Below are 20,860 nucleotides of genomic sequence, written 5' to 3' on the forward strand. Positions count from 1 at the left end.
TCCATGCCGAATGTGAGGTTCCACACGCGCGTGAGGAGGAGGTCGCCGGGCCGCGCGGGCGGTGCCCGGAGGGAGAAAGGGCCGGCGTCATGTCGTGAAACGGGCGGCTTGTCCGACGGGTTGGCAGCGGCACTGCCGGAAGGGAGAGAAGGGCGCCGAGGCGGTGGGCGGGTGGCCGGGGCCGCCCGGGTCACCGGAGGGCGGTCAGCACCACCGCGTGTGCCGGCAGGGGCTCCAGCCGCCGCCGGATCCGCCCGAACCGCCGGAGCCGCCCCAGGAGTCGGAGCCGCTCGGCCGCCCGTCGGGGTGGAGGCGGGTGCGGTCGCGGTCGCCGGGGTACGGGTCGACGCGGTCGGGATCCCCGTCGCCGTCGCGGTCCGGCAGCCGGGCGTCCCGGCCCCGGTCGGGGTCAGGGCAGCCGGTGCCGGGCGCGGTCAGGGAGAGCGTCACCGTCCGGACCTCGTCCGTGACCGGTTCGCCCTCGGCGGGGTCCTGCCGGCACACCCGCCACTCCTCGTACGCGCCCTCGGCGGGCAGCACGTCGTTGAGGTACGCCGCCTCGGCGTACAGCCGGTCCTCGGGCACGCCCGCTCCCACCACCTCGGCGACGGCGGCGCGCCAGGCCGTCCCGACCACTTCGGGCATCCTCGGCCAGGGCACCGGGCGGCCCTCCGCCGGCGGGCAGGGTTCCTCGTCGCGGACGACGGCGAAGTCGACGGCCGGGTCGCCGGGGGTGCCGGAGGTCTTCTGGAAGCACACCTTCCACAGCGAGCGCCCCTCCACCCGCCGCTTCTGGTCGGAGGCGTCGTGGTAGGTCACGGTGAGTCCGAGCCGCCGCGAGCGGGGGAAGGCGATGTCGAGGGAGTCGCCCGTGAAGTCCGGGACCGTGGGCATGGTGGGCTCGGGCGTCGTCCGCGAGGGGCGCGGGAAGCCGGGGAAGCGGGTCGGGGAGGCCACGGGCTTCGCGTCGGCGCGGGCGGCTGCCCCGGCGGCGCGGTCCGGAGCGGGCGCCGGCTGATCGGGCAGGACGGCTCCGAGGAGGGCCGCGGCCACCACCGAGGCGACGACACGGCCCCGCTTGGGCCAGGAGCTGCGCCACCACAGCAGCACCAGGGCGATCAGCAGCATCACGCCGCCCAGGCGGTCGTTGATCAGCCCGAGCAGCGGCACGGCGGCGATCGCCGCCACCCGTGCGGTGCTCGTCCGCCACCAGGGCAGCGGTGCGGAGGAGGGCGGGAGGGGCGCGGAGCTCGGGGAGCCGGACATGGTGGCGCGGACGCCCTTTCGTTCATGCGTACGACGATCTTCGCGCGCATCGTACTCGGCCCGGAATGCCACGCTCCGGGTCTCTCGCCCGCCGAACGCGGCGTCTCCCGCGAGGCCGGAAGGTTTAGAAACGGTGTTCGTGTCCACCCGAAGAGGGAGGCACAACGCAGAACTCGAAGGAGACGAGGCACATCATGGGAATCATCGCCTGGGTCATCATCGGGCTGCTGGCCGGGCTCATCGCGAAGGCACTCACGCCCGGCCGGGATCCTGGCGGGCTGGTCGTCACGACCCTCATCGGCGTGGCGGGCGGCCTGCTCGGAGGCTGGCTGGGCAAGGTGATCTTCGGCGTCGAGGCCGTGGACGGGTTCTTCGAGCTCTCGACATGGGTGGCCGCCATCATCGGGTCGATCATCCTGCTGCTGATCTACCGCGCCGTCGCGGGTCGTCGCACCCACCACGCCTGACACTCGTGAGGGGCCGCACCGCGGCCCCTCACCGCGCGGCCCGGCACGACAGGGCCGCACGCCCAGGACGGGGGCCGGACGCCCTCCGGCTCCCGGGCACCCTTCGCCCCGCACACGGAAGCGTGTGCGGGGCGAAGCCGTGTCCGGGGGGTGGCGTACGGGAGGTGGCGTCCGGGGGGCGGTCCCCGCTGCGGTGACCGCACTCCCCACCGTGGGCCCCTGGGCGGCGGGGCGAGGGGTACGTTGTGGCCCCGCCGAGGACGTCACGGTGTCCGGGCAGCCGAAAAGCCCCCGGACGGCGCGCGTCCAGGGGCTCGTACGGTGTGAGGGCGCGCGGTCAGGTGGGCCAGGCGCCGGTGAGCCGACGCACGGCGGTGGCCCCGCCCCGGTCGACGGCGGCCTTCACCAGGGCGAAGATCGCACCCTGGATCGCCGCCGCCAGCAGCACCTCGCCCCACCGCCGGTCCTCGTCGGTGGCGTTGGGCGCGTCGGTGTCGTCGTGGCCGAGGAGCCGCCACACCCGCTTGAAGGCCGCTCCGGCCAGCAGACCGCCCGCCGTGCCCACGGTCAGGGAGACGGGCTTGTAGAGGATCGCCGTCTTCTTCATCGCGTCCCCTCCCCCCGCCGCGTGGAGGCCGGCGGCTGGACCGATCCCACGGAACGGCGCCTGCGGGCGACCCGCCTGCTCCCCCACCAGAACGCCGCGATGAGCACCAGGACCACCACGATCCCGACGAGCGGCATCAGCATCGAGGACGAACCGGAGGCTGCGAGCGGGACGGCTGGAGGGCTGGTGGCGATCATGGCATCTCTCCCATCGACGGTGGTCCGCGCCGGTACGGGGGCGGGCGCGCGTTCTCGCGCCGGCCCCCGCGCGGCGGCGAAGGTGATCGCGTGCCGAGTACCCCGGCGGAGCGCCCCCATGCGCGGGCGGCGGGAGCGGCGACGGCTCCGAGCGGGGCCGTTTCCGGCGTCCCCGCCGCCCGAACGAGGGCACGGGGTCCGCGGGGCCGGATGCGTACCGAGCGGGACACGGTGGGCGCGGCGGGCCGGCCGGACCGGCCCGCCTCCTCGCCGCAACCGGCCGTCGCCTCCGCCCGAGTGCTACCACCTGCGAGTGAAAGCGGCGGGAAAGATCGATTCGCGCCCCTCCCGCGCCCCCCACACTGTGCCGCAGCCGACAAACACGGCGGATCGGCACACCCCCCACCGGAGGCGTACACATGACACGGAACAGCGTGCTGCTGGCACTGCGCGAGAACCCCCTGGCCGGCGGTGTCAGCACCGAGCAGGTGCGCCGCATCGGCAAGGAGCTGGACAACCGGGGCCTGGAGCCGCGCTGGGCCGTCAGCGCCGAGGAGGCGGGGGCCACCCTGCGGACCGAGGCCGGGCTCTCGGCCGCCGTGATCGCCTGGGACCTGCCCGGCGGCACCGACGGGGAGGGCGGCGGCGCGGACGTACTCCGCCGGATCCAGCGCCGCTGGAAGCGGCTGCCGGTCTTCCTGCTGATGAACGACGACTCCGACCACGACCTCGAACGGCTGCCGCTGTGGGTCTCGGAGGCGGTGATCGGCTACGTCTGGCCGCTGGAGGACACCGCGACCTTCATCGCCGGGCGCATCGTGGCGGCGGCCCAGGCCTACCACCAGGACATCCTGCCGCCGTTCTTCAAGGCGCTGCGGCGCTTCGACGACGCCCACGAGTACTCGTGGCACACTCCGGCGCACTCGGGCGGTGTCGCCTTCCTCAAGTCCGCGACCGGCCGCGCCTTCTTCGAGTACTTCGGCGAGCGCCTGTTCCGCAGCGACCTGTCGATCTCCGTCGGCGCGCTCGGTTCCCTCTTCGAGCACAACGGGCCCATCGGCGACGCGGAGCGCAACGCCGCCCGGGTCTTCGGGGCCGACCGGACGTACTTCGTCCTGCACGGCAACTCCACCGCCGACCGGATGGTGGGCCACTACAGCGTGACCGCCGACGAGATCGCCCTGGTCGACCGGAACTGTCACAAATCGGTCCTGCACGGCCTGGTGATCTCGGGCGCCCGCCCCGTCTACCTGGTGCCGACCCGCAACGGGTACGGCCTCGCAGGCCCGCTCCCCCCGCACGCGATCGCGCCCGGGGCGGTCGCGGCCCGGGTCGCGGAGAACCCCCTGGCGGCCGGCGCCGTCGCGCCGGAGGCACAGTACGCGGTGGTGACCAACTCGACGTACGACGGGCTGTGTTACGACACGGTGGCGACGGCCCGCGCGTTCGCCCCGAGCACGCCGCGCCTCCACTTCGACGAGGCCTGGTTCGCGTACGCCCGCTTCCATCCGCTGTACGCCGGGCGGTACGGCATGGCCGTCGGGCCCGACACGCTCCCCGGCCCGGAGCGGCCCACGGTGTTCTCCACCCAGTCGACCCACAAGCTGCTGGCGGCGCTGTCGCAGGGCGCGATGGTGCACGTCCGGTCGTCACCCCGGGCACCCGTCGAGCACGAGCGCTTCAACGAGGCGTACATGATGCACGGGACGACGTCCCCGCTCTACCCGGCGATCGCCTCCCTGGACGTGGCGGCCGCCATGATGGACGGCCCCCAGGGCGAGTGGCTGATCGACGAGGCGGTGACCGAGGCGATCCGCTTCCGGCAGGCCGTCGTCCGCACCGGCCGCCGGGTCGCCGAGGCGGGCGACCGCCCGGAGTGGTTCTTCGGCGTGTGGCAGCCGGACACCGTCACCGACCCGGCCACCGGCACCCCGGTCGCCTTCGCCGACGCGCCCGCCGCGCTGCTGCGCTCCGAGCCGTCCTGCTGGCAACTGGAGCCGGGGGCCGCATGGCACGGCTTCGAGGGGCTCACCGAGGGCTACTGCATGCTGGACCCCATCAAGGTCACGCTGACGTGCCCGGGGGTCACCGCCTCCGGGGAGACCTCGCCCTGGGGCATCCCGGCCCGCGTCCTCACCGCGTACCTGGCGGACCGGGGCATCGTGGTGGAGAAGACCGACAGCTACACCACCCTGATCCTGTTCTCCATGGGCATCACCAAGGGCAAGTGGGGCACGCTCATGGACGCCCTGATGGACTTCAAGTCCCTGTACGACGCCGACGCTCCGCTGGAGGAGGTGCTGCCCGGCCTGGTGGAGCAGTACCCGCTGCGCTACGGCGGCGGAACGCTGCGCGGACTCTGCCAGGACATGCACGAGCACCTCGCGAGCGGGGAGCTGATCGCGTCCCTGGACGCCGCGTTCCAGCAGCTGCCCGAGCCGGTCGAGCCGCCCCAGCGCTGCTACCAGCGCCTCATCCGGGGCGGCACGGAGCGGCTGCGTCTGGCGGAGGCCGCGGGCCGGGTCGCCGCCGCGATGGTGACGGTGACTCCGCCCGGCATCCCGGTCCTCATGCCCGGCGAGTCCACGGGCACGCCCGACGGCCCGCTGCTGCGGTATCTGGGGGCGCTGGAGGCGTTCGACCGGGAGTTCCCCGGCTTCCACAGCGAGGCGCACGGGGTGACGGTCGATCCGGAGTCCGGCGACTATCTGATCGAATGCGTTCGCCGCTCCCCCGCCTGAGCCGCCCGCGCCGCGTATCCCTGGAGAACGAGACCGCCGGCCGGTCGCCGCCCGTCGGCACGGCTTCGACCGCCGCGGACGCGAGGGGCGCCGTGACGCTCGGGCGGGTCAGCCGCTCGGAAACGAGGGACCACAGGAACAGCAGGAACAGCAGGGACAGGAGGGCGAGGAGAGCGGCCACGGGGACTCAACCGGGCGGGTAGGGGGAGGGCTCGGCGCGTGAGCCCCTCCTCGCAGCCGCTCCCCGGGCATGCGCTTCCGCCCCGGCGTGGGCAGGGGAGGCATCCGCCCTCACCGCGAGCGGACGAACGTTTCTTCCGGGGTCTCGTCCTCCTCCTGCGCACACGTCCGGTACGCGGCGGCCGGTTGCCGCCGCTCGCCGGCCCACTCAGAGGCCCGTTCGGCGGAGGAGTGTCGCGGAGTGTTCCAGATGGCCTCCAGGCCGAGGGGGCGGTAGCCGTCCGCCTCCGTCCACCGCGACGAGCCGGAACGTTCCTGCTCTTAAGAGTCGTCACATTCGAAACAAATTCGGTTTCCGTTGTCGCACCCCGCACAACGACCCTTCCCGAGACAGGGAACGCGGCATTCGAGTGAAGCCCGCCGACGGCATCCCCCACCCGGAAACGGTCCGGCCCCTCAGCTCCCGCGCGCCCCGCTTTTCACCGTGACGGGTGATGCGGGCGGCGTCGGCGCTACTTCCCGTGCCGGGGAGACGTTGGGGTGCAGTGACGCTTCTGCAGTGACGGTTCTGCAACCGGGACCTGCGGACTTCGGGAATCGTTTGCCGTCGTCGGGGCGTCACGAACGGGAGGACGAACTGATCATGGGAGTGGCGAACGTGCCTCGTGCGGGCCACGGATACGACGTCCGGACCACGGACCACCCCGGCGGGAGCAGCCCCGGCCTGGTGGGGCGGGAGGCCGAGACGTCGGCGCTGCGAGCGGCCCTGGCCGCGCACCGGCTGGTCACCATGACGGGCGCGGCCGGCGTCGGCAAGAGCCGGCTCGCCCTGGCGGCCGTGGCCGTGCCGGAGGCCGGTCCCTGGCAGGCGGTGATCCGGGTCCGGTGGCACGACGGCGTTCCGGCCGGCCCCTGGGCCTTCGCGGCGCGGATCGCCCGGGCCCTGGACGCCGCGACCGAGGCGCCGGGCCGGACCGCCTCCCCCGACCTCGCCACCGCGGTGCGGTCCGTCATCGGCGGCGAACTGCTCCTCGTCCTGGACGACGTCGACCCGGTGCACGCCGACTGCACCCGGCTGACCCAGTCCCTCCTGATGAGCCTGCCGGACCTGCGGGTGCTCGTCACGGCGCGCCGCCCCCTCGGTCTCGGCGCGGAGCACGTCCTGCGCCTCGGCCCGCTGCCCACCGATCCGCCGGCGGCGGGCCTTTCCCCCGCCGCCGCGCTGTTCCACGCCCGGGCGCTCCGGCACGGGCGGATCGCCCCCGGGGACCGGCACGCGGTGGACCGGGTGTGCGCGTTGGTGGAGGGCGTCCCGCTGGCTCTGGAACTGGCCGCGGCCCAGCTGGAGCACACCAGCGTGAGCGGGCTCGCCGCCCGCCTGGCGCACGGGCAGTGCTGGCTCACCGCTCCCGGCCCCGGCACGGCCGTGCGGCGGCACCGCTCGGTGAGGGCGTCCCTGGGCGCCGTGCACGCCTTGTGCGCCCCGGCCGTACGGGCCGTCTGGCGCGGTCTCAGCGTGTTCGCGGGCTCCTTCACCGAGCAGGCCGCGTCGTTCGTGTGCGAGAGCGCCGGCCTCGCCGCCGAGGACGTGCCGCGGGCGCTCGCCGAACTGACCGCGAACGGGGTGCTCGACCGGCGCGGGGAGCACGGCGCGGTGTGCGAACCGCGCTACCGGCTGACCCGGTCCGCCCGCGACTTCGGGACCGAACGCCTGGCCGCGGCGGGTGAGGCGCCCGCGCTGGAGGAGCGGCACGCCCGTCACTGCCGGAGCGTGGCCGCGGTGGCGGAGACGCTGTGGAACACGGGCCTGCAGCAGCAGGCCGTCCGGCTGGTCCACGACGAACTCCCGGACCTGGAGGGCCTGCTGGGCCGGGCCGCCCGCCGTCCCGACCGGGCCGACATCGCCCTGGAGACGGCGCTCCACCTGTGGTTCTGGTGGGTGACCCAGCAGCGTGCCCGGGAGGGCGCCGGTCATCTCCTGGCGCTGCTGCCCCTCCTCCCGGCCGACAGTCATCAGGCCGCCCGGGGCCAGTGGCTGGCGGGCTGGCTCACCGCCGGGGCCGACCCGGTCACGGCGCGCGCGCTGCTGGACCGGGCCTGGACCACCGCCGTCCTCACCGGCGACGACGCCCTCGTCGGCCGCGTGGCGCACGCGCACGGCACGCTCGCCTGGCGGCGCGGTGACCTCCTCGCCGCCGCCGGGCACTACCGGCACGCCGCCGACACCGTCCCGGACCACGCCCCGGGCGGTCCCACCCGGATGGTCAGCCTGGCCGCCCTGGCGGTCGTCCAGAGCCACTTCGCGCCCGCGCACGCCTCCCGGACCGCGCGGCGGGCCCTCGCCCAGCCGTCCGCCTGCCACGACACCTGGGCCGTCGCCCTCGCCCAGTACGCCCGCGCCCTCACCGACCACCGGACGGGCCGCACCGCCCGCGCCCGCCACCGCGCCCGCCGCGCCCTCTCCCAGCTCGCCGCCCGTCTCGACGCCCCGCAGGCCCACTCCGCCCTGAGCCGCCTGCTCGACCGCCTGGAGCGCGGCTCCTCCCCCTTCCCGCCCGGCCGGCCGCGCCTCCCCGGCCCCCGGGCGGAGCCCCGGACGCCGACGGGCCGGCCGGCCCGGTGAAGGACACGCGTACGGCCCTTCCCCGCTCGTACGCGGCACGGTGGGGGCGCCGGGTGAGACGCCCCCTAGGCGTCGGCGAGCAGCGGGTCGTACGGCGTGTTCGTGCGGCGGCCGGACATGAAGGAGACGAAATCGCCCACGAAGGCGCTGCGGCCGTAGGTGGCGCCGGTGGTGGCGAGGTCCCGGTGGAAGGCGGTGCGGAAGAGTGCCCGGTACTCGTCGGCGTCGATGGTTCCGCTGCCGTCCTTGTCGGTGGCGTCGAAGAGCACCTCGGCGACGCGGATGAGCGCGGGGCCGGCGAGGGAGGGTACGGCGGCGGCGTACTCGGCGGCGCTGACGCGGCCGTCGCCGTCGGTGTCGAGGGCGGCCTGGAGCTCGCGCCACCAGGCGGCGAAGGCGTCGTAGAGCCGGGTCTCCTCGGGTTCGTCCAGGTCGAGGCGGGTGGCCAGTTCACGTGCCATGGCGGCGAGGTCGGGCCAGTCGAGGTGGCCGTCGCCGGTCTGGTCCAGCACCTGGCGGAAGAACTCCTCCGCCGAGCGCCGCCCCTCTTCCGTCGCCGCCGAGGCTGCCCGGGCGGCCGGGAAGGGGTCGGAGCCGGTGTCGCCGCCCAGGGGTGTGAGGAGGCGGACCAGGGCCGACGCCCGCTTCACGCGGGCGCGCAGCGCGGCCGCGGTCCGGGCGCGGGGGTCGTCGCTGTCGGGCGAGAGGGAGAGGGTCTCGATGACGGTCTCGGCGTTGATCCAGCCCTCGGGCAGGAAGCGGGTGAGCCCGGCGGCGAGGTAGGCGCCCTGCATCAGGGTCGGCACGCCGGGCATCTCGGGCAGCCCGGCCCTGCGCCGGTACGGCTCGGGGAGCGAGGCGACGGTGATCGCGCCCAGGAGCGGGCCGACGACGGCCCGGCCGGCCGCCCACAGTGTCGGCGCTCCGTCGAGGAGTGCCGGGGCGGGCAGGTGGTCGAAGAGCCGGTAGAGGATGACGCGGGCCGCCTCGGTGTTCTCCAGCTCGTCCTCGACGACCCCGTCGAAGTACCGCCAGAAGTCGTGCAGGTCCTCGGGGAGCTCCCGGGCGTCGCCGTCGAGCGCCGCGAGGAACGTGCGGTACTCGGCGTACATGCGCTCCATGGTGTCCTGGTCGAGCGGCTGGCCGCTGAGCCGGTACATGGTGACGGCGCTCTCGAAGAGGGTGGCGACCACCCAGGCGCGGGTCGGGCGGTCCAGGGCGTCGTAGGCGCGGCCGCGGGAGTCGGTGCCGCTCATGCGGGCGTGCAGTCTGTTGAGCCGGGCGGCTTCCCGCTCGCGCACCGCCGGGTCGGCGTCGAACATGCGCCGCATGCTGAGGAAGGTGTTGCGCAGCCGGCGCCAGGGGTGGGCCACGAAGGTGGAGTTGTCGGCGAGGGCGGCGCCGATCTGCGGGTGCGCGGCCTCCAGGACGGTGGCGCGGATCATGGCCAGCGCCCAGCGCGGATCGTCGAAGAAGGCGTGGAACCGTGATTCCGTGCCGAACAGGGGTGGCTCGTCGGCCGTTCCCGTGGTTCCGGTCGTCATGACGGGTCTCCGTTCTTCTGGGGCGGCACGCCGCCGAAGCGGCGGTCGCGGCGGTGGTAGGCGCGCAGGCAGGCGAGGAAGTCGGGGGCCCGGAAGTCGGGCCAGAGGACCTCGGGGAAGACCCACTCGGCGTAGGCGACCTGCCAGAGCATGAAGTTGGAGATGCGCTGCTCGCCGGAGGTGCGGATGACGAGGTCGACGTCGGGGGTGTCGGGGAAGGGCAGGTGGTCCGCGAAGAGCCGTTCGGTCACCGCGTCGGCGGGTGTTCCGCTGCGGATCAGGGACCTGGCGGCCTCGACGATGTCGCGGCGTCCGCCGTGGTCGAAGGCGACGGTCAGCGTCATCCTCCGGTTGTCGGCCGTCAGTGTGGCCAGATCGTCGAAGTCCTGGGCCAGTTCCCGGGGGATCCGGGGGTCCGCGACCCCCAGGAAGCGGCAGCGGATGCCGCGGGCGAGGAGCAGCGTCGCGTGCTTGCGCACGACCCGTCGGACCAGGCGCATCAGGTCGTCGACCTCGGTGCCGGGACGGTTCCAGTTCTCGGTGGAGAAGGCGTACAGGCTGAGCCACTCGACTCCGGCCGCCCGGGCCGCTTCGATGACGTCGATGACCGAGGTCTCCGCGGCCCGGTGCCCCGCCGTCCGGGGCAGTGAACGCCGCTGCGCCCAGCGGCCGTTGCCGTCCATCACGCAGGCCACGTGCCGGGGCACCGCACGGCCCGGCACGTCGTCGCGCCGACGCGCGTCGCCCTGCTGCCGTCCGCGCGGGCGGTTCTCCGTCGCCGTGCCCGCGCCGGGGGCGCCGTGGTGCGCCGCACCCGGCCCCGGCTCGCCCGGCCCCGGCCTGCCCGGAACGGCACGGTCGTCGCCACCGCGCTTGGTCACACCCACCCCGTATCGCCCGTACGCCCGCCCCACCCGAGGGGTTGCTCCCAGGAGTCTGACGGCAGGAAGGGGACGCGGCCCGCGGAACGGTGTGCCGTCATCCTTGGCTCATGTGATCGATTCTCCGTGATCCGCCCCATGGCCACGATCGGCCGCCGCGTCGGCGCGTCGCCCGGGGCGTCGTGGGCCGCCGACCCGGGCGCGGCCTCCTCCGCGAGCGCGCGCCCGACGGGGGCCTCGGCGCACCGGAGAAAAGCCCCGGGATTCGTACAACCATCCGCACGCTCCCGAGTCATGTAAGGCGAGCACGCCGTAGGCGTGTTCGTTTTTTCGTTTCCAGGGGACATCACATGACTCACCACATAACCTTGCGCGCCCGCGCGCTTCCGCTCGTGGCCGCCGCCGGGATACTCGTACCCGTCGCGGCGGGCGCGGCGCCCGCGTCCGCCGCCACCACGCCCCAGGTCAGCTGCACGTCCGGCAAGGCCGGGCTCGCCGCCAAGCTCCAGAGGGACATCACCGCCGCCCTCGCCACGCGCTCCGGAACCGTCGCGGTCGGCCTGCACGACCGCACCACGAAGACCACCTGCACGCTGCGCGCCACGCAGGCGTACGACTCGGCCAGCGTCGTGAAGGTCACCGTCCTCGCCACGCTGCTCTGGGACGCCAAGAAGACCAACCGGTACCTGACCGCGCGCGAGACGAACCTCGCGACCGCCATGATCACCAAGTCCGACAACGCGGCCACCACCGCCCTGTGGAACCAGCTCGGCATCACCAAGGTGAAGGGCTTCCTGGCGGCTGCCGGCATGACGCGGACGGTGCCCGGGTCGGGCGGCTACTGGGGGCTCACCCGGATCAACGTGACCGACGAGCAGCGGCTGCTCTCGCTGATCACCGCCCGGAACTCCGTCCTGAGTGACAACTCCCGCGCCTACATCCTCCGGCTCATGGGGAACGTCGTCACCTCGCAGAGGTGGGGTACCCCGGCCGGCGCGCCCTCTTCCGTGTCCGTGCACGTCAAGAACGGCTGGCTGCAGCGCGCCACGCGCGGCTGGCGCGTGCACAGCATCGGCGCGTTCAAGGGCGCCGGCCACGACTACACGATCACCGTGCTCACCGACGGCAACAGCACGATGAACCACGGCGTGACCACGATCCAGGCCGTGTCCAAGGTGATCCACCGGGATCTGGTTCCGACCGCGCCCACCGCGTCCCGCTACACACCGACCAGCACGCCCCAGGAGGCGTACGTCGCGGTGCCCCAGGGCTGACGCGCGCACCGGTCGCAGGCGAAGAAGGCGAGCGGGGGGCCGAGCGGAAGACCCTCCGCGGCGTCTCCCGCTCCCCTCTGCCGCGTCACCGCCTCGCCCGGGCAGCCCGGGAGAGGGCGGGGGCGCCGGGAGGGCGCGAGGGTCGGACCTCCCGGCGAGGCGCCTCAGTGGCGCTCGGGCAGGTCCCGCTCCGCGGGCCGCAGGGCGGTGTCACCGGCCGTGGCCGGGGCGGCGGAGCGCGCGGACGGCGCCGCCGCCGGCTTCTTGCCGCAGAAGGCGGGCTCCAGCGTGCCGCCGAGGGCCGTGTTGGCGATGCCGTGGTTCGAGGTGTTCGCCACGGCCGACAGACTGCGTCGCCCGTCGCGGGTCGAGAAGGCGTACGTGTAGAAGCCCTGCACCGTGCCGGTGTGGCCGTACACCTGGACGCCGCAGGACAGGTCGTAGCGGCGCAGACCCAGTCCGTAGAAACGGGTGTTGGTCGCGTCCGTCGGGGTGACGGTCGTCATGGCCTCCATCATGGCCGGGGACAGCAGCCGCCCGCGCATGAGCGCGCTGGTGAAGGTGTTCAGGTCGGCGGGGCTGGAGATGACGGCCCCGGCGGCCTGCGCCCAGGACACCGTCTGCTCCGTGGAGTCCACGAGCGGCTCGCCGGCCGCGTCCGGGTGCAGGTAGCCCCGGACGTGCAGGCCCTTGATCCGGGTGTCGGGGTGGACGTACGAGGTCTTGCGCAGCTTGAGCGGCTTGAAGATCCGGCGCTCGTAGGCGTCGGCCAACGGGCGACCCGTGAGCTTCTCGATGAGCATGCCGACGACCACGAAGTTCGCGTTGGAGTACTTGTACGCCACGCCGGGCTCGGTGGTGCGGGGCTCGCTCAGGGAGAGGTCGACGAGCTCCTGGTGGCTGAAGACCCGGTTCCGCACGGCTTCGAAGCCCGGCACGGTGTCGGCGAACATCGCGTTGGTGTAGTCGGCCAGGCCGCTGCGGTGGGTGAGCAGATGACGGACCGTGATGCGGTCGTCGGGGAGCAGGCCGGGCAGGTACTGGTTGACGGACGTGTCGAGCTCCAGCTTCCCCTCCTGCACGAGCTGGAGGAGCACGACCGTGGAGAACGTCTTGCTGACGCTGCCGACGCGGAAGCGCGCGTCGATGTCCATGGGGCTGCCCGACACGCGGTTCCGCACACCGGCGGTGCGGCTCTCCACGCCCTCGGGACCGGAGAACCGGGCCATCGCCCCCGGAGCGCCGTTGGCCAAGGCCGAGTTGAGCGCGGCGGCGACACCCTCCATGTCCGCGGCGGGGGCCGCGGGCGCCGCCGCGGCAGGGGGCGCCGGACGCGCGGCGGAGGCGTCGGTGGCGAAGGCGCTGGTGGTGGGGGCGAGTCCCGCCGCGAGGGCGGCGATCACGGTGGCGTTCACGGTCAGACGTCGGCGCGGCGACAGAGGCACAGGGTTCCTCGGCTTCTTCTGCACGGGTTTGCGTGGCACACGAGATCCGTGCGACCACGGGGCGGGGAACGCGTCGCGGTGCGCGTGCCTCCCTCCGCCCACTGACCATGAGGGCAGCTGTCCGGAAAAGGTTCCCCGCGCGGGCGGTGGATCCGGACGGGACCGGGGAGTCTCCCCGGGCCGGGGCGGACGTACCGGTTCGTCACGGCATCGTGCGGCGGGGGGTGCCACGGGTCCGCCGGCCGCCGCTTCCTGGCCCGGCCCGACCGCGAGAAGGGCCCTGTTCTCCGTAGCGGCCGGCCATGGCGACGGCGCGCTCGCGCAGCGCGGTCCGCAGCTCCGGCGGTGTCAGGGCCTCCGCGTCCGGGCCGAGCTGCCACAGCGCCCACTCGGCGTGCCGCAGATCCTGGTACGTCACCTCCAGGCGCAGCCGGCCGTCCGCCTCCGGATCCTCCGCGCGGACGGCCACCGCGGTGTTCAGCACGTCCTCGCGGCGCGCCGGGTCGACCCGTATCAGCACGGCGATGTGACCGTCGGACAGGAACCGCGCACAGCGCTCGCGCCAGATCCGGTCCAGATCGATCCTGTCCGGACGCTGTGACGCCTCGGGGAGTTCCTCGGCGACCGAGACCCGCGACAGCAGGTACGTGCGGTCCTCGCCCGATCGCGTCGCCAGCAGGTAGACCCGGTCGCGGGCGGTGACCAGGCCGATCGGGTCCACCGTCCGCCACCGAGGTGCCTGGCCCGTGGCCGCGTACCGGATGCGCAGCTTGTGCCCGGTGAGTACCGCGCGCCGGACCTCGTTCATCGTGGTGCCGGGCACCTCCTCGGTGACGAGGGGGCGGGAGAGCAGATCGGTCTCCGGTTCCACGAGGAGACGGCGCGCCGCGTCGCTCGCGGCGGACCGGTGGCCCTCCGGCAGTGCGTCGACCACCTTCCGCATCGCCGAGGCGAGCGCCGGCCCGAGCCCGAACGCCCGCCGGCCGGGCCCGGATCCGGCGGTCAGCAGGGCGAGGGCCTCCTCGTGGTTCAGACCGGTGAGTTCGGTGCGGAAACCCGGCAACAGCGCGAACCCGCCGTGCCGGCCGCGTTCGGAGTAGACGGGGACGCCGGCCGCGGACAGCGCCTCGATGTCACGCAGCACGGTCCGGGTCGAGACCTCCAGTTCACGGGCGAGCGCGTCCGCCGTCAGCCTGCCGTGACGGCGGAGCAACAGCACCAGGGAGACGAGCCGGTCCGCGCGCATGGGCGAACTCTACGGAGATACATGACGGAGGGTGTCGTGATTCGCGGAGAGGCTCGTGTGCACGACGTCGGCGGTGGCGCCCCGCGCGCCCCCGGCCGGCGAACCCTTGACTGCGAACGGAGCTGATGGACAGTGGAGCGTACGGCGATCAACCCGGTGACCTGGTCGGTCGACATGGGTTTCCACCAGGGAGAGATGGTCTCCGGGCACACGCGGACCCTCTACCTCTCGGGACAGACCGCGATGGACGGTGACGGAAGGCCCCGTCACGAGGGTGACATGGCCGCGCAGTTGGCCCTGAGCCTGGACAACGTCGAGGCCGTGCTCGCCGGGGCGGGCATGACCCTGGCGCATCTCGTCCGGCTCAACGTGTACACCACGGACGTCGACCTGCTCTTCCCGCACTACGGCGTGCTGGTGTCACGGCTGGCCGCCGCCGGGGTGGCCCCGGCCACCACGATGCTCGGGGTGACACGGCTGGCGGTCCCCGGACAGCTGGTCGAACTGGAGGGCACCGCCGTCGCGTGAGACGGCCTCGCCGGTGCCCCGGCCGATCGGAGCGGCCGGTCCGGGCGCCGGTACGCGGGCCCGGCCCGGGAGCCGGCCCTCAGCGGTTTCCCGGCCGGCCCGTGTGGTGCCCTGCCTCGACCAGGAGGAGAGCGACGTCGTCGGGGTCCTCGGGCTGCCGCATGGCGTCGACCAGCCGCCCGCACAGCGAGTCGAAGTCGCGGCCCGCCGGGCCGAGGGCGGCCAGCAGGGTGGTGAGCCGCTCGTCGATGGGGTCGTCACGGGTTTCGACGAGGCCGTCGGTGTAGAGCAGGAGCTGGTCTCCCGGGTGCAGATGGACGGTGGTGGTGTCGAAGACGACCCCGCCGACGCCGAGCGGCGCGCCGCTGGGAAGGTGCAGCAGCTGGGGGCGGTGGCCCGGGCGGGTCAGGACCGGCGGGAGGTGTCCGGCGTTGGCGATGCGGCACTGGCCGGTGTGCGGGTCGTACGTGGCGTAGAGGCAGGTGGCGATGTAGTGCTCCAGCCCGTCGGTGAGGTCGTCCAGGTGGTGGAGGATCTCGTCGGGCGGCAGGTCGAGCGCGGCGTAGGCGCGGACGACGGTGCACAGCCGGCCCATGGTGGCCGCCGCGTCGATGCCGTTCCCCATGACGTCACCGATGACGAGGGCGGTCCTGTCGCCGGTCAGGGAGATCACGTCGTACCAGTCCCCGCCGACCTCGTTGGCGGCCTGGGCCGGCCGGTAGAGGGAGGCGATCCGCAGGCCGGGGCGCTGGGGCGGGGCGGGCGGCAGCAGGCTGCGCTGGAGGGTCTCGGCGGCGGTGCGGACGTTCTGGTGCCAGCGGGCGTTGTCGATGGCGACCGCGGCCCGGGCGGCGAGCTCGCGGGCGAGGAGCACGTCGTCCGCGTCGAAGGGCGCCGGGTTGCGGACGCGCAGGAGGTCGAGGGCGCCGAGGACCTCGTCGCGGGCGATCAGCGGAACGGCGAGGTAGGAGTGCACCCCGCTCCTGGCGAGGGTCGCGGCGGCCTGCGGACTGCGGGCGATGCGCCGGAGGTCCTGCTCGTCGCAGTGGGCCACGAGGACGGGCTGTCCGGTGCGTACGCACCGGGTGATCAGCCGCTCGGGGCCGTAGGCGGCGACCTCGCCGACCGGGTCCGCGACGGCGGTGAGGTGCGTGGGGAAGGCGGAGGCGACGGCGAGGGCCCGGAACAGTTCCGGGCCGTCCGCGCGCGGTGCGGCGGTGCGGCAGGACAGCACGCCGTCCAGGACGTCGACCGCGGCCAGGTCCGCGAGGTCTCCGGCCGCGACCTCGGCGAGCTCCCGGGCGGTCTGCTCGACGCCGAGCGTCGTCCCGATCCGGGTGGAGGCGTCCGCGATCAGGGCGAGCCGCCGCCGGGCCTGCTCGGCCTCGGCCGCGGCCCGGTGGCGCTCGGTGATGTCGACCACGGACGTGGCGACGCCGATCACCTCTCCGGCCGGGTCGTGGATCCGGTAGTGGGACACGGACCAGGCGTGGTCGTGCGCGGGATCGGCCCGGGTGCGTCCGACGAAGTGCTGGTCGATGAGCGGCTCGCCGCTCGTCAGCACGTGCCGCAGCGCCTTCTCGACGGTCTCCACCTTGGAGTCGGGATGGATGTCCCGGGGGTGCCGGCCGATGTGCTCGGCGGCCGGCACGCCGTTGATCCGTTCCAGTGCCCGGTTGACCAGCCGGTAGCGCAGATCGGTGTCCAGGAGGGCGAAGCCGACGGGCGCCTGGGACACCAGCTGTTCGGAGAGCGCCAGCCGGCTCTCGACGTCGTGCAGGGCGGCCTGGTCGACGGCGATCCCCAGGGCGTACACGTCCCCGAGGTCGTCCAGCAGGCGCATGGAGCGGAACTCCACCGGTCGCGTCGCACCGTCGCGGTGCCGGACGGGAAAGACTCCCGACCAGGGCTGTCCGGTGCCCATGACGCCGCCGAACAGCTCCACCGCCCGGTCACGGTTCTCCTCCCCCACCAGCAGCCGCGCGGCGTACCGGCCGAGCGCCTCCTGCGAGGTGTAGCCGAACGTGTCGGTGGCCTGCGGACTCCAGAAGACGATCCGGCCGTTCGCGTCCAGGACGACCGCCGCGACGTTCAGGAAGTCGAGCAGGCCCCGCCCCGGTGCCGGCCGGTCGGCACCGGCTTCCGGAGCGCCGGACGCGTCCGGCCCGGGCGGCGCGCCGTCGCTCATGGCCTGCTCCCTTCGCCCGCGGCCCGGCGGCGTGGAGGGCGCCACCGGCTGAACTCCCTCCATGCTGCGCCCCCGGCCGCACGGTGACCATCCCGGAGACCCGCGATCCCGGATCCGCCGTACGGGAGGGCTTCCCGCCGCCGCGTCGCGCGGGGCGGGCGGAGGGCCCGGCATCAGGCCGGACGGCCAGGGTCTTTCTTTCGGATCAGGCCGGCTCAGGGAGGCACGGGGCGTAACGGGACGCGGAGCCGGCCGGATCAGGTGCCGCTCGTCGCGGCGGGGTCGCAGGTCCGCAGCCCGGTCACGTAGTTGCCGTCGGTGCCGTATCCGGCGAAGGTCGCCCACTGGCCGGGCCCGACGACCCGGCACGGCGCCCACTGGCCGTTCGTGTACGCGACCGTGACGGCGACGGTCTCGGCGCATCCGTTGTGCACGTCGGTGTAGCGCCAGCTCTGGTGGTACTGCACGCACTCGGGTGCGGCGGACTCGGCGGCCGTCGCCGGAGAGGCGGTGGCCAGGGCCGTCAGGAGGCCCGCCGCGACGGTGGCGGCGAGGGCTGTGGGGCGCGCTCCGTGCTTCATGCGGTTCGTCATGCCCTGATCCTCCGCGCCCGGAAGAAATTTCCGCAAGTTGCTGCAAATATTTTCAGACACTTGCTGTGCCGCCCGCGTAACCCGCAGGTCAACGGGCATTTTTCCCACTGAAAGAAGATGCAGGGCCTACACGTGCCACAGGCCCGAGAATGTCCGGTATCTCCCAGCCCCCGATCGGTGTCGACCACCGCTTCCACCATGGCCGAGTTCCGTCGGCCATGGGCAGGTCCGGGGCACGGCCCCGGCCAGGGGCGGGGACAGGGGGCCCGGGGGCCGGGTCTCACCGGTTCGCAACCGCGCGCCGCTCCGGCCCGGCCCGTACTCCGTCCGCCCGGGCCGGGCCGGGAACCCCGTGTCAGCCGGTCTGCTCCTGGGGCGCCGGGGTGCCCGGGCCGGCGACCGCCCTGCCGTCGTCGCGCCGCTCCGCCCCCTCCCGTCCCTGGTCGTGCCCGGGCGCCTCCTCGGCCGTGTCCCCGGAGTCGTCACCCTCGGCGGCGTCCCCCTCGGCGTCCTCGGTCCGGGGCCGGTCGCGCCGGGCGATCCGTATGTCGGGTGCCTCCGGCCCCGGGGCGGGCAGGTCCGGCGTCACCGCGTCGGGGTCGGCCGGTACGGGATCGGGCAGTTCCGGCTCGGGTGCGCTCTGCATCAGGGCTCCTCGTTCGGTTCCGTACGTGTCTCACAGACCGGCTGCCCGCCCGGGCGGCCGTCAACCGTGGCCGTACGAAACCGCCCGCATCCGGTCACCGGACCGTGCCGGGCGTCCGGTGTCCGGGCCCGGCGGCCGCGGGGCCACGGCGTCGGTGTCGGCGCGCTCACGTATCCTTCCGGCCACCGCACACCGACTCGGAGGACCAAGAGAGTTGTCTGGCCTGCCCGCCTTCCCGCTGCCCTTCCACACGTCCCGCACCCTGCCGTTCGCGACACCCCGAACGGTGCGGGAGCGCCAGATGACGCAGTGCAGCGCGCACATCCGGGAGAAGCCCGGGTGGTTCGACAAGATCAACGATGCCGGGATCGTCGCCCGGTGGACGCGGGAGGCGCTCGACCAGGGCCTCACCGAGGCGCAGGTCCGTTACGTGCTCGCCGAACTCGCGCACTACGCCGCGCTGCGGGACGAGCGGACCGGCATAGAGGTGTCCGGCGTCGACGGCGTGTGGCAGTCGGACACCCTGGTCGACGACGGGCTCAGGTCGCGGCTGCGCGAGGCGGTCAGGGTGCTGGAAGAGGTCCCCGACGCGGAGAAGGACTGGCATCCCGGATCCGGCGGGCAGGTCCTGGATCTGGTGCACCCGTCCCTGTTCTGCCTCGTCAGAGGGGTGAGCGGCGAGCCCGAGCGGGCATGGCGGAACCCGACGAACCACTACTCGAAGTACGAGTTCTCGGAGAGGTTCCAGTGGCTGCCCACCGACGTCGACATCAGTGAGGACGGCGAGGCCACCTTCCGTTCTTACGTCAACAACGTCCATCCCGAGAAGCACCGCGCGCTGCTCTCCGTCCTGCCGGACGTGTTCGCGCGTTTCCGGCCGCTCCTGGAGAACGTCCTCACCGATCTGCGCCACCCACGGCCCCCGCGCATCGAGGCCGACCCCTACGGGTGGTACGACTCCGAGCCGGAGCGCCCGGACGCCTCCGCCTACGGCGACGACACGGCCTACCGGGACGCCGTCCGGGCCTGGGAAACGGCCATGGACGACTGGTGGGAGAACCGCAGCCCGGTGGTCCCGGACGCCCCCGCCTTCACCGCGCCCGAGCCGCCCGGTGCCTCGGCCCGCGTCGACCTGCGCGGCCGCCGCCTCCAGGTCATCGTGAAGCTCGCCACCGTGCACCTCACCCCCGAGAAGCCGGAGTACGCCGGCGGCTCCTGGCACGTCGAGGGGATGCTGAACGAGCGGATCGTCTCGACCGGCATCTTCTACTGGGACAGCGAGAACATCACCGAGAGCCGCCTCGGATTCCGGGCGGCGCTCGACGACCCGGAGTACGAGCAGAACGACGACAACGGCGTGCGCGAGGTCTACGGGCTGGAGAACGAGGACACGCTGAACCAGGTGCTGGGATCGGTCGCGACCCCGGCGGGGCGCTGCCTGGCCTTCCCGAACGTCCTGCAGCACCGGGTCGGCTCCTTCCGCCTGGCGGATCCCGGCCGCCCGGGACACCGCAAGATCCTGGCGTTCTTCCTGGTCGACCCGTCGGAGACGATCGTCTCGACCTCCGACGTGCCTCCCCAGCAGCCCTGGGCCGACACCTCGACCATGACGCTCGAACAGGCCGAGGACTTCCGCGAACAGCTCATGCGGGAACGCAAGTTCTTCGTGGACGAACACAACGAGCAGCTCTACGAGCGGGAGTTCTCCCTCTGCGAGCACTGACCCCCTCCGTCCCGAGCTCCGGTCGTCCCGGGTTCCGGTTGTGAACGGTTGACGCCGGTCGTTGCCGTGCGCGCCGGGACCGGGACACCCTGGAGCCCGGTAGGCGAGGGGGCCCCATGCTGATCGACTTCGTACCGGACGCGCGTCTGTACCCTTTCCGGTCACGGTGGTTCGACTCGTCCGCCGGGAGGGTCCACTACATCGACGAGGGGACCGGGCCGACGCTCCTGTTCTGTCACGGCGCTCCGGCGTGGAGCTTCCTCTACCGCCACATCGTGAAGGACCTGCGCGACCGGTACCGGTGCGTCGCCGTCGACCACCTCGGTTTCGGACTGTCCGAGCGTCCCGCGGGCTTCGGTTACACCGTCGCGGAGCACACCGCGGTCCTCGGGGAGCTGATCGACCACCTGCGGCTCGACGAGGTCGTTCTGATGGGACACGACTGGGGCGGCCCCATCGGTCTGGGCGCGGTCGTCGGGCGCGCGGACCGGGTCAGGGGGATCGTGCTCGGCAACACCGTGTTCTGGCCGGTCGACGCGCTGGCGAACCGGGCCTTCGGCGCGATCATGGGGAGCCGTCCTCTGCAACGGCGGATCGTCGAACGGAACGTCCTCGTGGAGCGCGTGCTGCTCGCGGAACTGGGGCGCACGCTCACCCCGGCCGAGGCCGGCCATTACCGCGCGGTGCAGCCGACCCCCGAGGCCCGGCGGG

General features: G+C 73.7%; 16 protein-coding genes and 1 pseudogene. 7 read left to right on the top strand and 10 right to left on the bottom strand.

Going from position 1 to position 20,860, the window contains the following annotated elements; all coding sequences use genetic code 11:
- Positions 1 to 204: 204 nt before the first annotated feature.
- Complete coding sequence (locus ABTY40_RS12290) at positions 205 to 1,266, bottom strand: hypothetical protein (protein WP_352059469.1); 1,062 nt, start codon at positions 1,264 to 1,266, stop codon at positions 205 to 207.
- 194 nt (positions 1,267 to 1,460) lie between these two features.
- Between ABTY40_RS12290 and ABTY40_RS12295 the strand changes: the two genes are divergently transcribed.
- A complete protein-coding gene (locus tag ABTY40_RS12295; protein WP_352059470.1) occupies positions 1,461 to 1,733 on the top strand; it encodes a GlsB/YeaQ/YmgE family stress response membrane protein in 273 nt (90 codons plus the stop codon).
- Positions 1,734 to 2,070: 337 nt separating this feature from the next.
- Here the strand turns inward: ABTY40_RS12295 and ABTY40_RS12300 are convergent, their stop codons facing one another.
- Both ABTY40_RS12300 and ABTY40_RS12305 read right to left on the bottom strand, forming a co-directional pair.
- Entirely contained in the window at positions 2,071 to 2,340 is a 270-nt protein-coding gene (locus ABTY40_RS12300; protein ID WP_352059471.1) for a DUF4235 domain-containing protein, read from the bottom strand.
- Positions 2,337 to 2,537 (bottom strand): DUF6479 family protein, encoded by a 201-nt coding sequence (locus ABTY40_RS12305; protein WP_352059472.1) that lies wholly within the window; start codon positions 2,535 to 2,537, stop codon positions 2,337 to 2,339. The genes ABTY40_RS12300 and ABTY40_RS12305 overlap by 4 nt, the downstream gene beginning before the upstream one ends.
- Before the next feature lie 419 nt (positions 2,538 to 2,956).
- On the opposite strand from ABTY40_RS12305, the gene ABTY40_RS12310 reads away from it, so the two are divergent.
- Both ABTY40_RS12310 and ABTY40_RS12315 read left to right on the top strand, forming a co-directional pair.
- A complete protein-coding gene (locus ABTY40_RS12310) occupies positions 2,957 to 5,278 on the top strand; it encodes an Orn/Lys/Arg family decarboxylase (RefSeq protein ID WP_352059473.1) in 2,322 nt (773 codons plus the stop codon).
- 823 nt (positions 5,279 to 6,101) lie between these two features.
- Positions 6,102 to 8,081, top strand: a complete 1,980-nt coding sequence (locus ABTY40_RS12315) for an ATP-binding protein (RefSeq protein ID WP_352059474.1) — start codon at positions 6,102 to 6,104, stop codon at positions 8,079 to 8,081.
- A 65-nt stretch (positions 8,082 to 8,146) separates the two neighbouring features.
- On the opposite strand, the gene ABTY40_RS12320 is transcribed toward ABTY40_RS12315, so the two are convergent.
- Entirely contained in the window at positions 8,147 to 9,625 is a 1,479-nt protein-coding gene (locus ABTY40_RS12320; RefSeq protein WP_352059475.1) for an oxygenase MpaB family protein, read from the bottom strand.
- Positions 9,622 to 10,347 carry a polyprenyl diphosphate synthase gene (uppS, locus tag ABTY40_RS12325; protein WP_352059546.1) on the bottom strand — a complete coding sequence of 242 codons (726 nt, stop codon included), beginning with the start codon at positions 10,345 to 10,347 and terminating at the stop codon, positions 9,622 to 9,624. Before uppS ends, ABTY40_RS12320 begins: the two co-directional genes overlap by 4 nt.
- 509 nt (positions 10,348 to 10,856) lie before the next feature.
- On the opposite strand from uppS, the gene ABTY40_RS12330 reads away from it, so the two are divergent.
- On the top strand, positions 10,857 to 11,780 hold the full coding sequence (locus ABTY40_RS12330) for a serine hydrolase (RefSeq protein ID WP_352059476.1): 924 nt from the start codon (positions 10,857 to 10,859) through the stop codon (positions 11,778 to 11,780).
- Between the two features lie 164 nt (positions 11,781 to 11,944).
- Here ABTY40_RS12330 and ABTY40_RS12335 read toward each other — a convergent pair whose 3' ends face one another.
- Entirely contained in the window at positions 11,945 to 13,225 is a 1,281-nt protein-coding gene (locus ABTY40_RS12335) for a serine hydrolase domain-containing protein (protein ID WP_352059477.1), read from the bottom strand.
- 202 nt (positions 13,226 to 13,427) lie between these two features.
- On the bottom strand, positions 13,428 to 14,471 hold the full coding sequence (locus ABTY40_RS12340) for a helix-turn-helix transcriptional regulator (RefSeq protein ID WP_352059478.1): 1,044 nt from the start codon (positions 14,469 to 14,471) through the stop codon (positions 13,428 to 13,430).
- A 132-nt stretch (positions 14,472 to 14,603) separates the two neighbouring features.
- On the opposite strand from ABTY40_RS12340, the gene ABTY40_RS12345 reads away from it, so the two are divergent.
- Positions 14,604 to 14,999 (top strand): RidA family protein, encoded by a 396-nt coding sequence (locus ABTY40_RS12345; RefSeq protein WP_352059479.1) that lies wholly within the window; start codon positions 14,604 to 14,606, stop codon positions 14,997 to 14,999.
- A 79-nt stretch (positions 15,000 to 15,078) separates the two neighbouring features.
- On the opposite strand, the gene ABTY40_RS12350 is transcribed toward ABTY40_RS12345, so the two are convergent.
- From ABTY40_RS12350 to ABTY40_RS12360, 3 genes are all read right to left on the bottom strand, one after another.
- A complete protein-coding gene (locus ABTY40_RS12350; RefSeq protein WP_352059480.1) occupies positions 15,079 to 17,187 on the bottom strand; it encodes a SpoIIE family protein phosphatase in 2,109 nt (702 codons plus the stop codon).
- A gap of 257 nt (positions 17,188 to 17,444) precedes the next feature.
- A complete protein-coding gene (locus tag ABTY40_RS12355; protein WP_352059481.1) occupies positions 17,445 to 17,780 on the bottom strand; it encodes an alpha-amylase inhibitor in 336 nt (111 codons plus the stop codon).
- A gap of 355 nt (positions 17,781 to 18,135) precedes the next feature.
- Complete coding sequence (locus tag ABTY40_RS12360) at positions 18,136 to 18,426, bottom strand: hypothetical protein (RefSeq protein ID WP_352059482.1); 291 nt, start codon at positions 18,424 to 18,426, stop codon at positions 18,136 to 18,138.
- A gap of 214 nt (positions 18,427 to 18,640) precedes the next feature.
- Between ABTY40_RS12360 and ABTY40_RS12365 the strand changes: the two genes are divergently transcribed.
- Both ABTY40_RS12365 and ABTY40_RS12370 read left to right on the top strand, forming a co-directional pair.
- A complete protein-coding gene (locus ABTY40_RS12365) occupies positions 18,641 to 20,149 on the top strand; it encodes a DUF4246 domain-containing protein (RefSeq protein WP_352059483.1) in 1,509 nt (502 codons plus the stop codon).
- Positions 20,150 to 20,265: 116 nt separating this feature from the next.
- A pseudogene (locus tag ABTY40_RS12370) lies at positions 20,266 to 20,817 on the top strand (alpha/beta fold hydrolase); the annotation flags it as partial.
- Positions 20,818 to 20,860: the final 43 nt, after the last annotated feature.

Origin of the sequence: Streptomyces sp. NPDC126503 (assembly GCF_040302405.1) — a bacterium.
GTDB classification, from domain to species: Bacteria; Actinomycetota; Actinomycetes; order Streptomycetales; family Streptomycetaceae; genus Streptomyces; species Streptomyces gulbargensis.

Coding starts and splice junctions, on each gene's coding strand:
- ABTY40_RS12290 (WP_352059469.1), bottom strand. CDS start 1,266: ATGTCCGGCTCCCCGAGCTCCGCGCCCCTCCCGCCCTCCTCCGCACCG.
- ABTY40_RS12295 (WP_352059470.1), top strand. CDS start 1,461: ATGGGAATCATCGCCTGGGTCATCATCGGGCTGCTGGCCGGGCTCATC.
- ABTY40_RS12300 (WP_352059471.1), bottom strand. CDS start 2,340: ATGAAGAAGACGGCGATCCTCTACAAGCCCGTCTCCCTGACCGTGGGC.
- ABTY40_RS12305 (WP_352059472.1), bottom strand. CDS start 2,537: ATGATCGCCACCAGCCCTCCAGCCGTCCCGCTCGCAGCCTCCGGTTCG.
- ABTY40_RS12310 (WP_352059473.1), top strand. CDS start 2,957: ATGACACGGAACAGCGTGCTGCTGGCACTGCGCGAGAACCCCCTGGCC.
- ABTY40_RS12315 (WP_352059474.1), top strand. CDS start 6,102: ATGGGAGTGGCGAACGTGCCTCGTGCGGGCCACGGATACGACGTCCGG.
- ABTY40_RS12320 (WP_352059475.1), bottom strand. CDS start 9,625: ATGACGACCGGAACCACGGGAACGGCCGACGAGCCACCCCTGTTCGGC.
- ABTY40_RS12330 (WP_352059476.1), top strand. CDS start 10,857: ATGACTCACCACATAACCTTGCGCGCCCGCGCGCTTCCGCTCGTGGCC.
- ABTY40_RS12340 (WP_352059478.1), bottom strand. CDS start 14,471: ATGCGCGCGGACCGGCTCGTCTCCCTGGTGCTGTTGCTCCGCCGTCAC.
- ABTY40_RS12350 (WP_352059480.1), bottom strand. CDS start 17,187: ATGAGCGACGGCGCGCCGCCCGGGCCGGACGCGTCCGGCGCTCCGGAA.
- ABTY40_RS12355 (WP_352059481.1), bottom strand. CDS start 17,780: ATGACGAACCGCATGAAGCACGGAGCGCGCCCCACAGCCCTCGCCGCC.
- ABTY40_RS12360 (WP_352059482.1), bottom strand. CDS start 18,426: ATGCAGAGCGCACCCGAGCCGGAACTGCCCGATCCCGTACCGGCCGAC.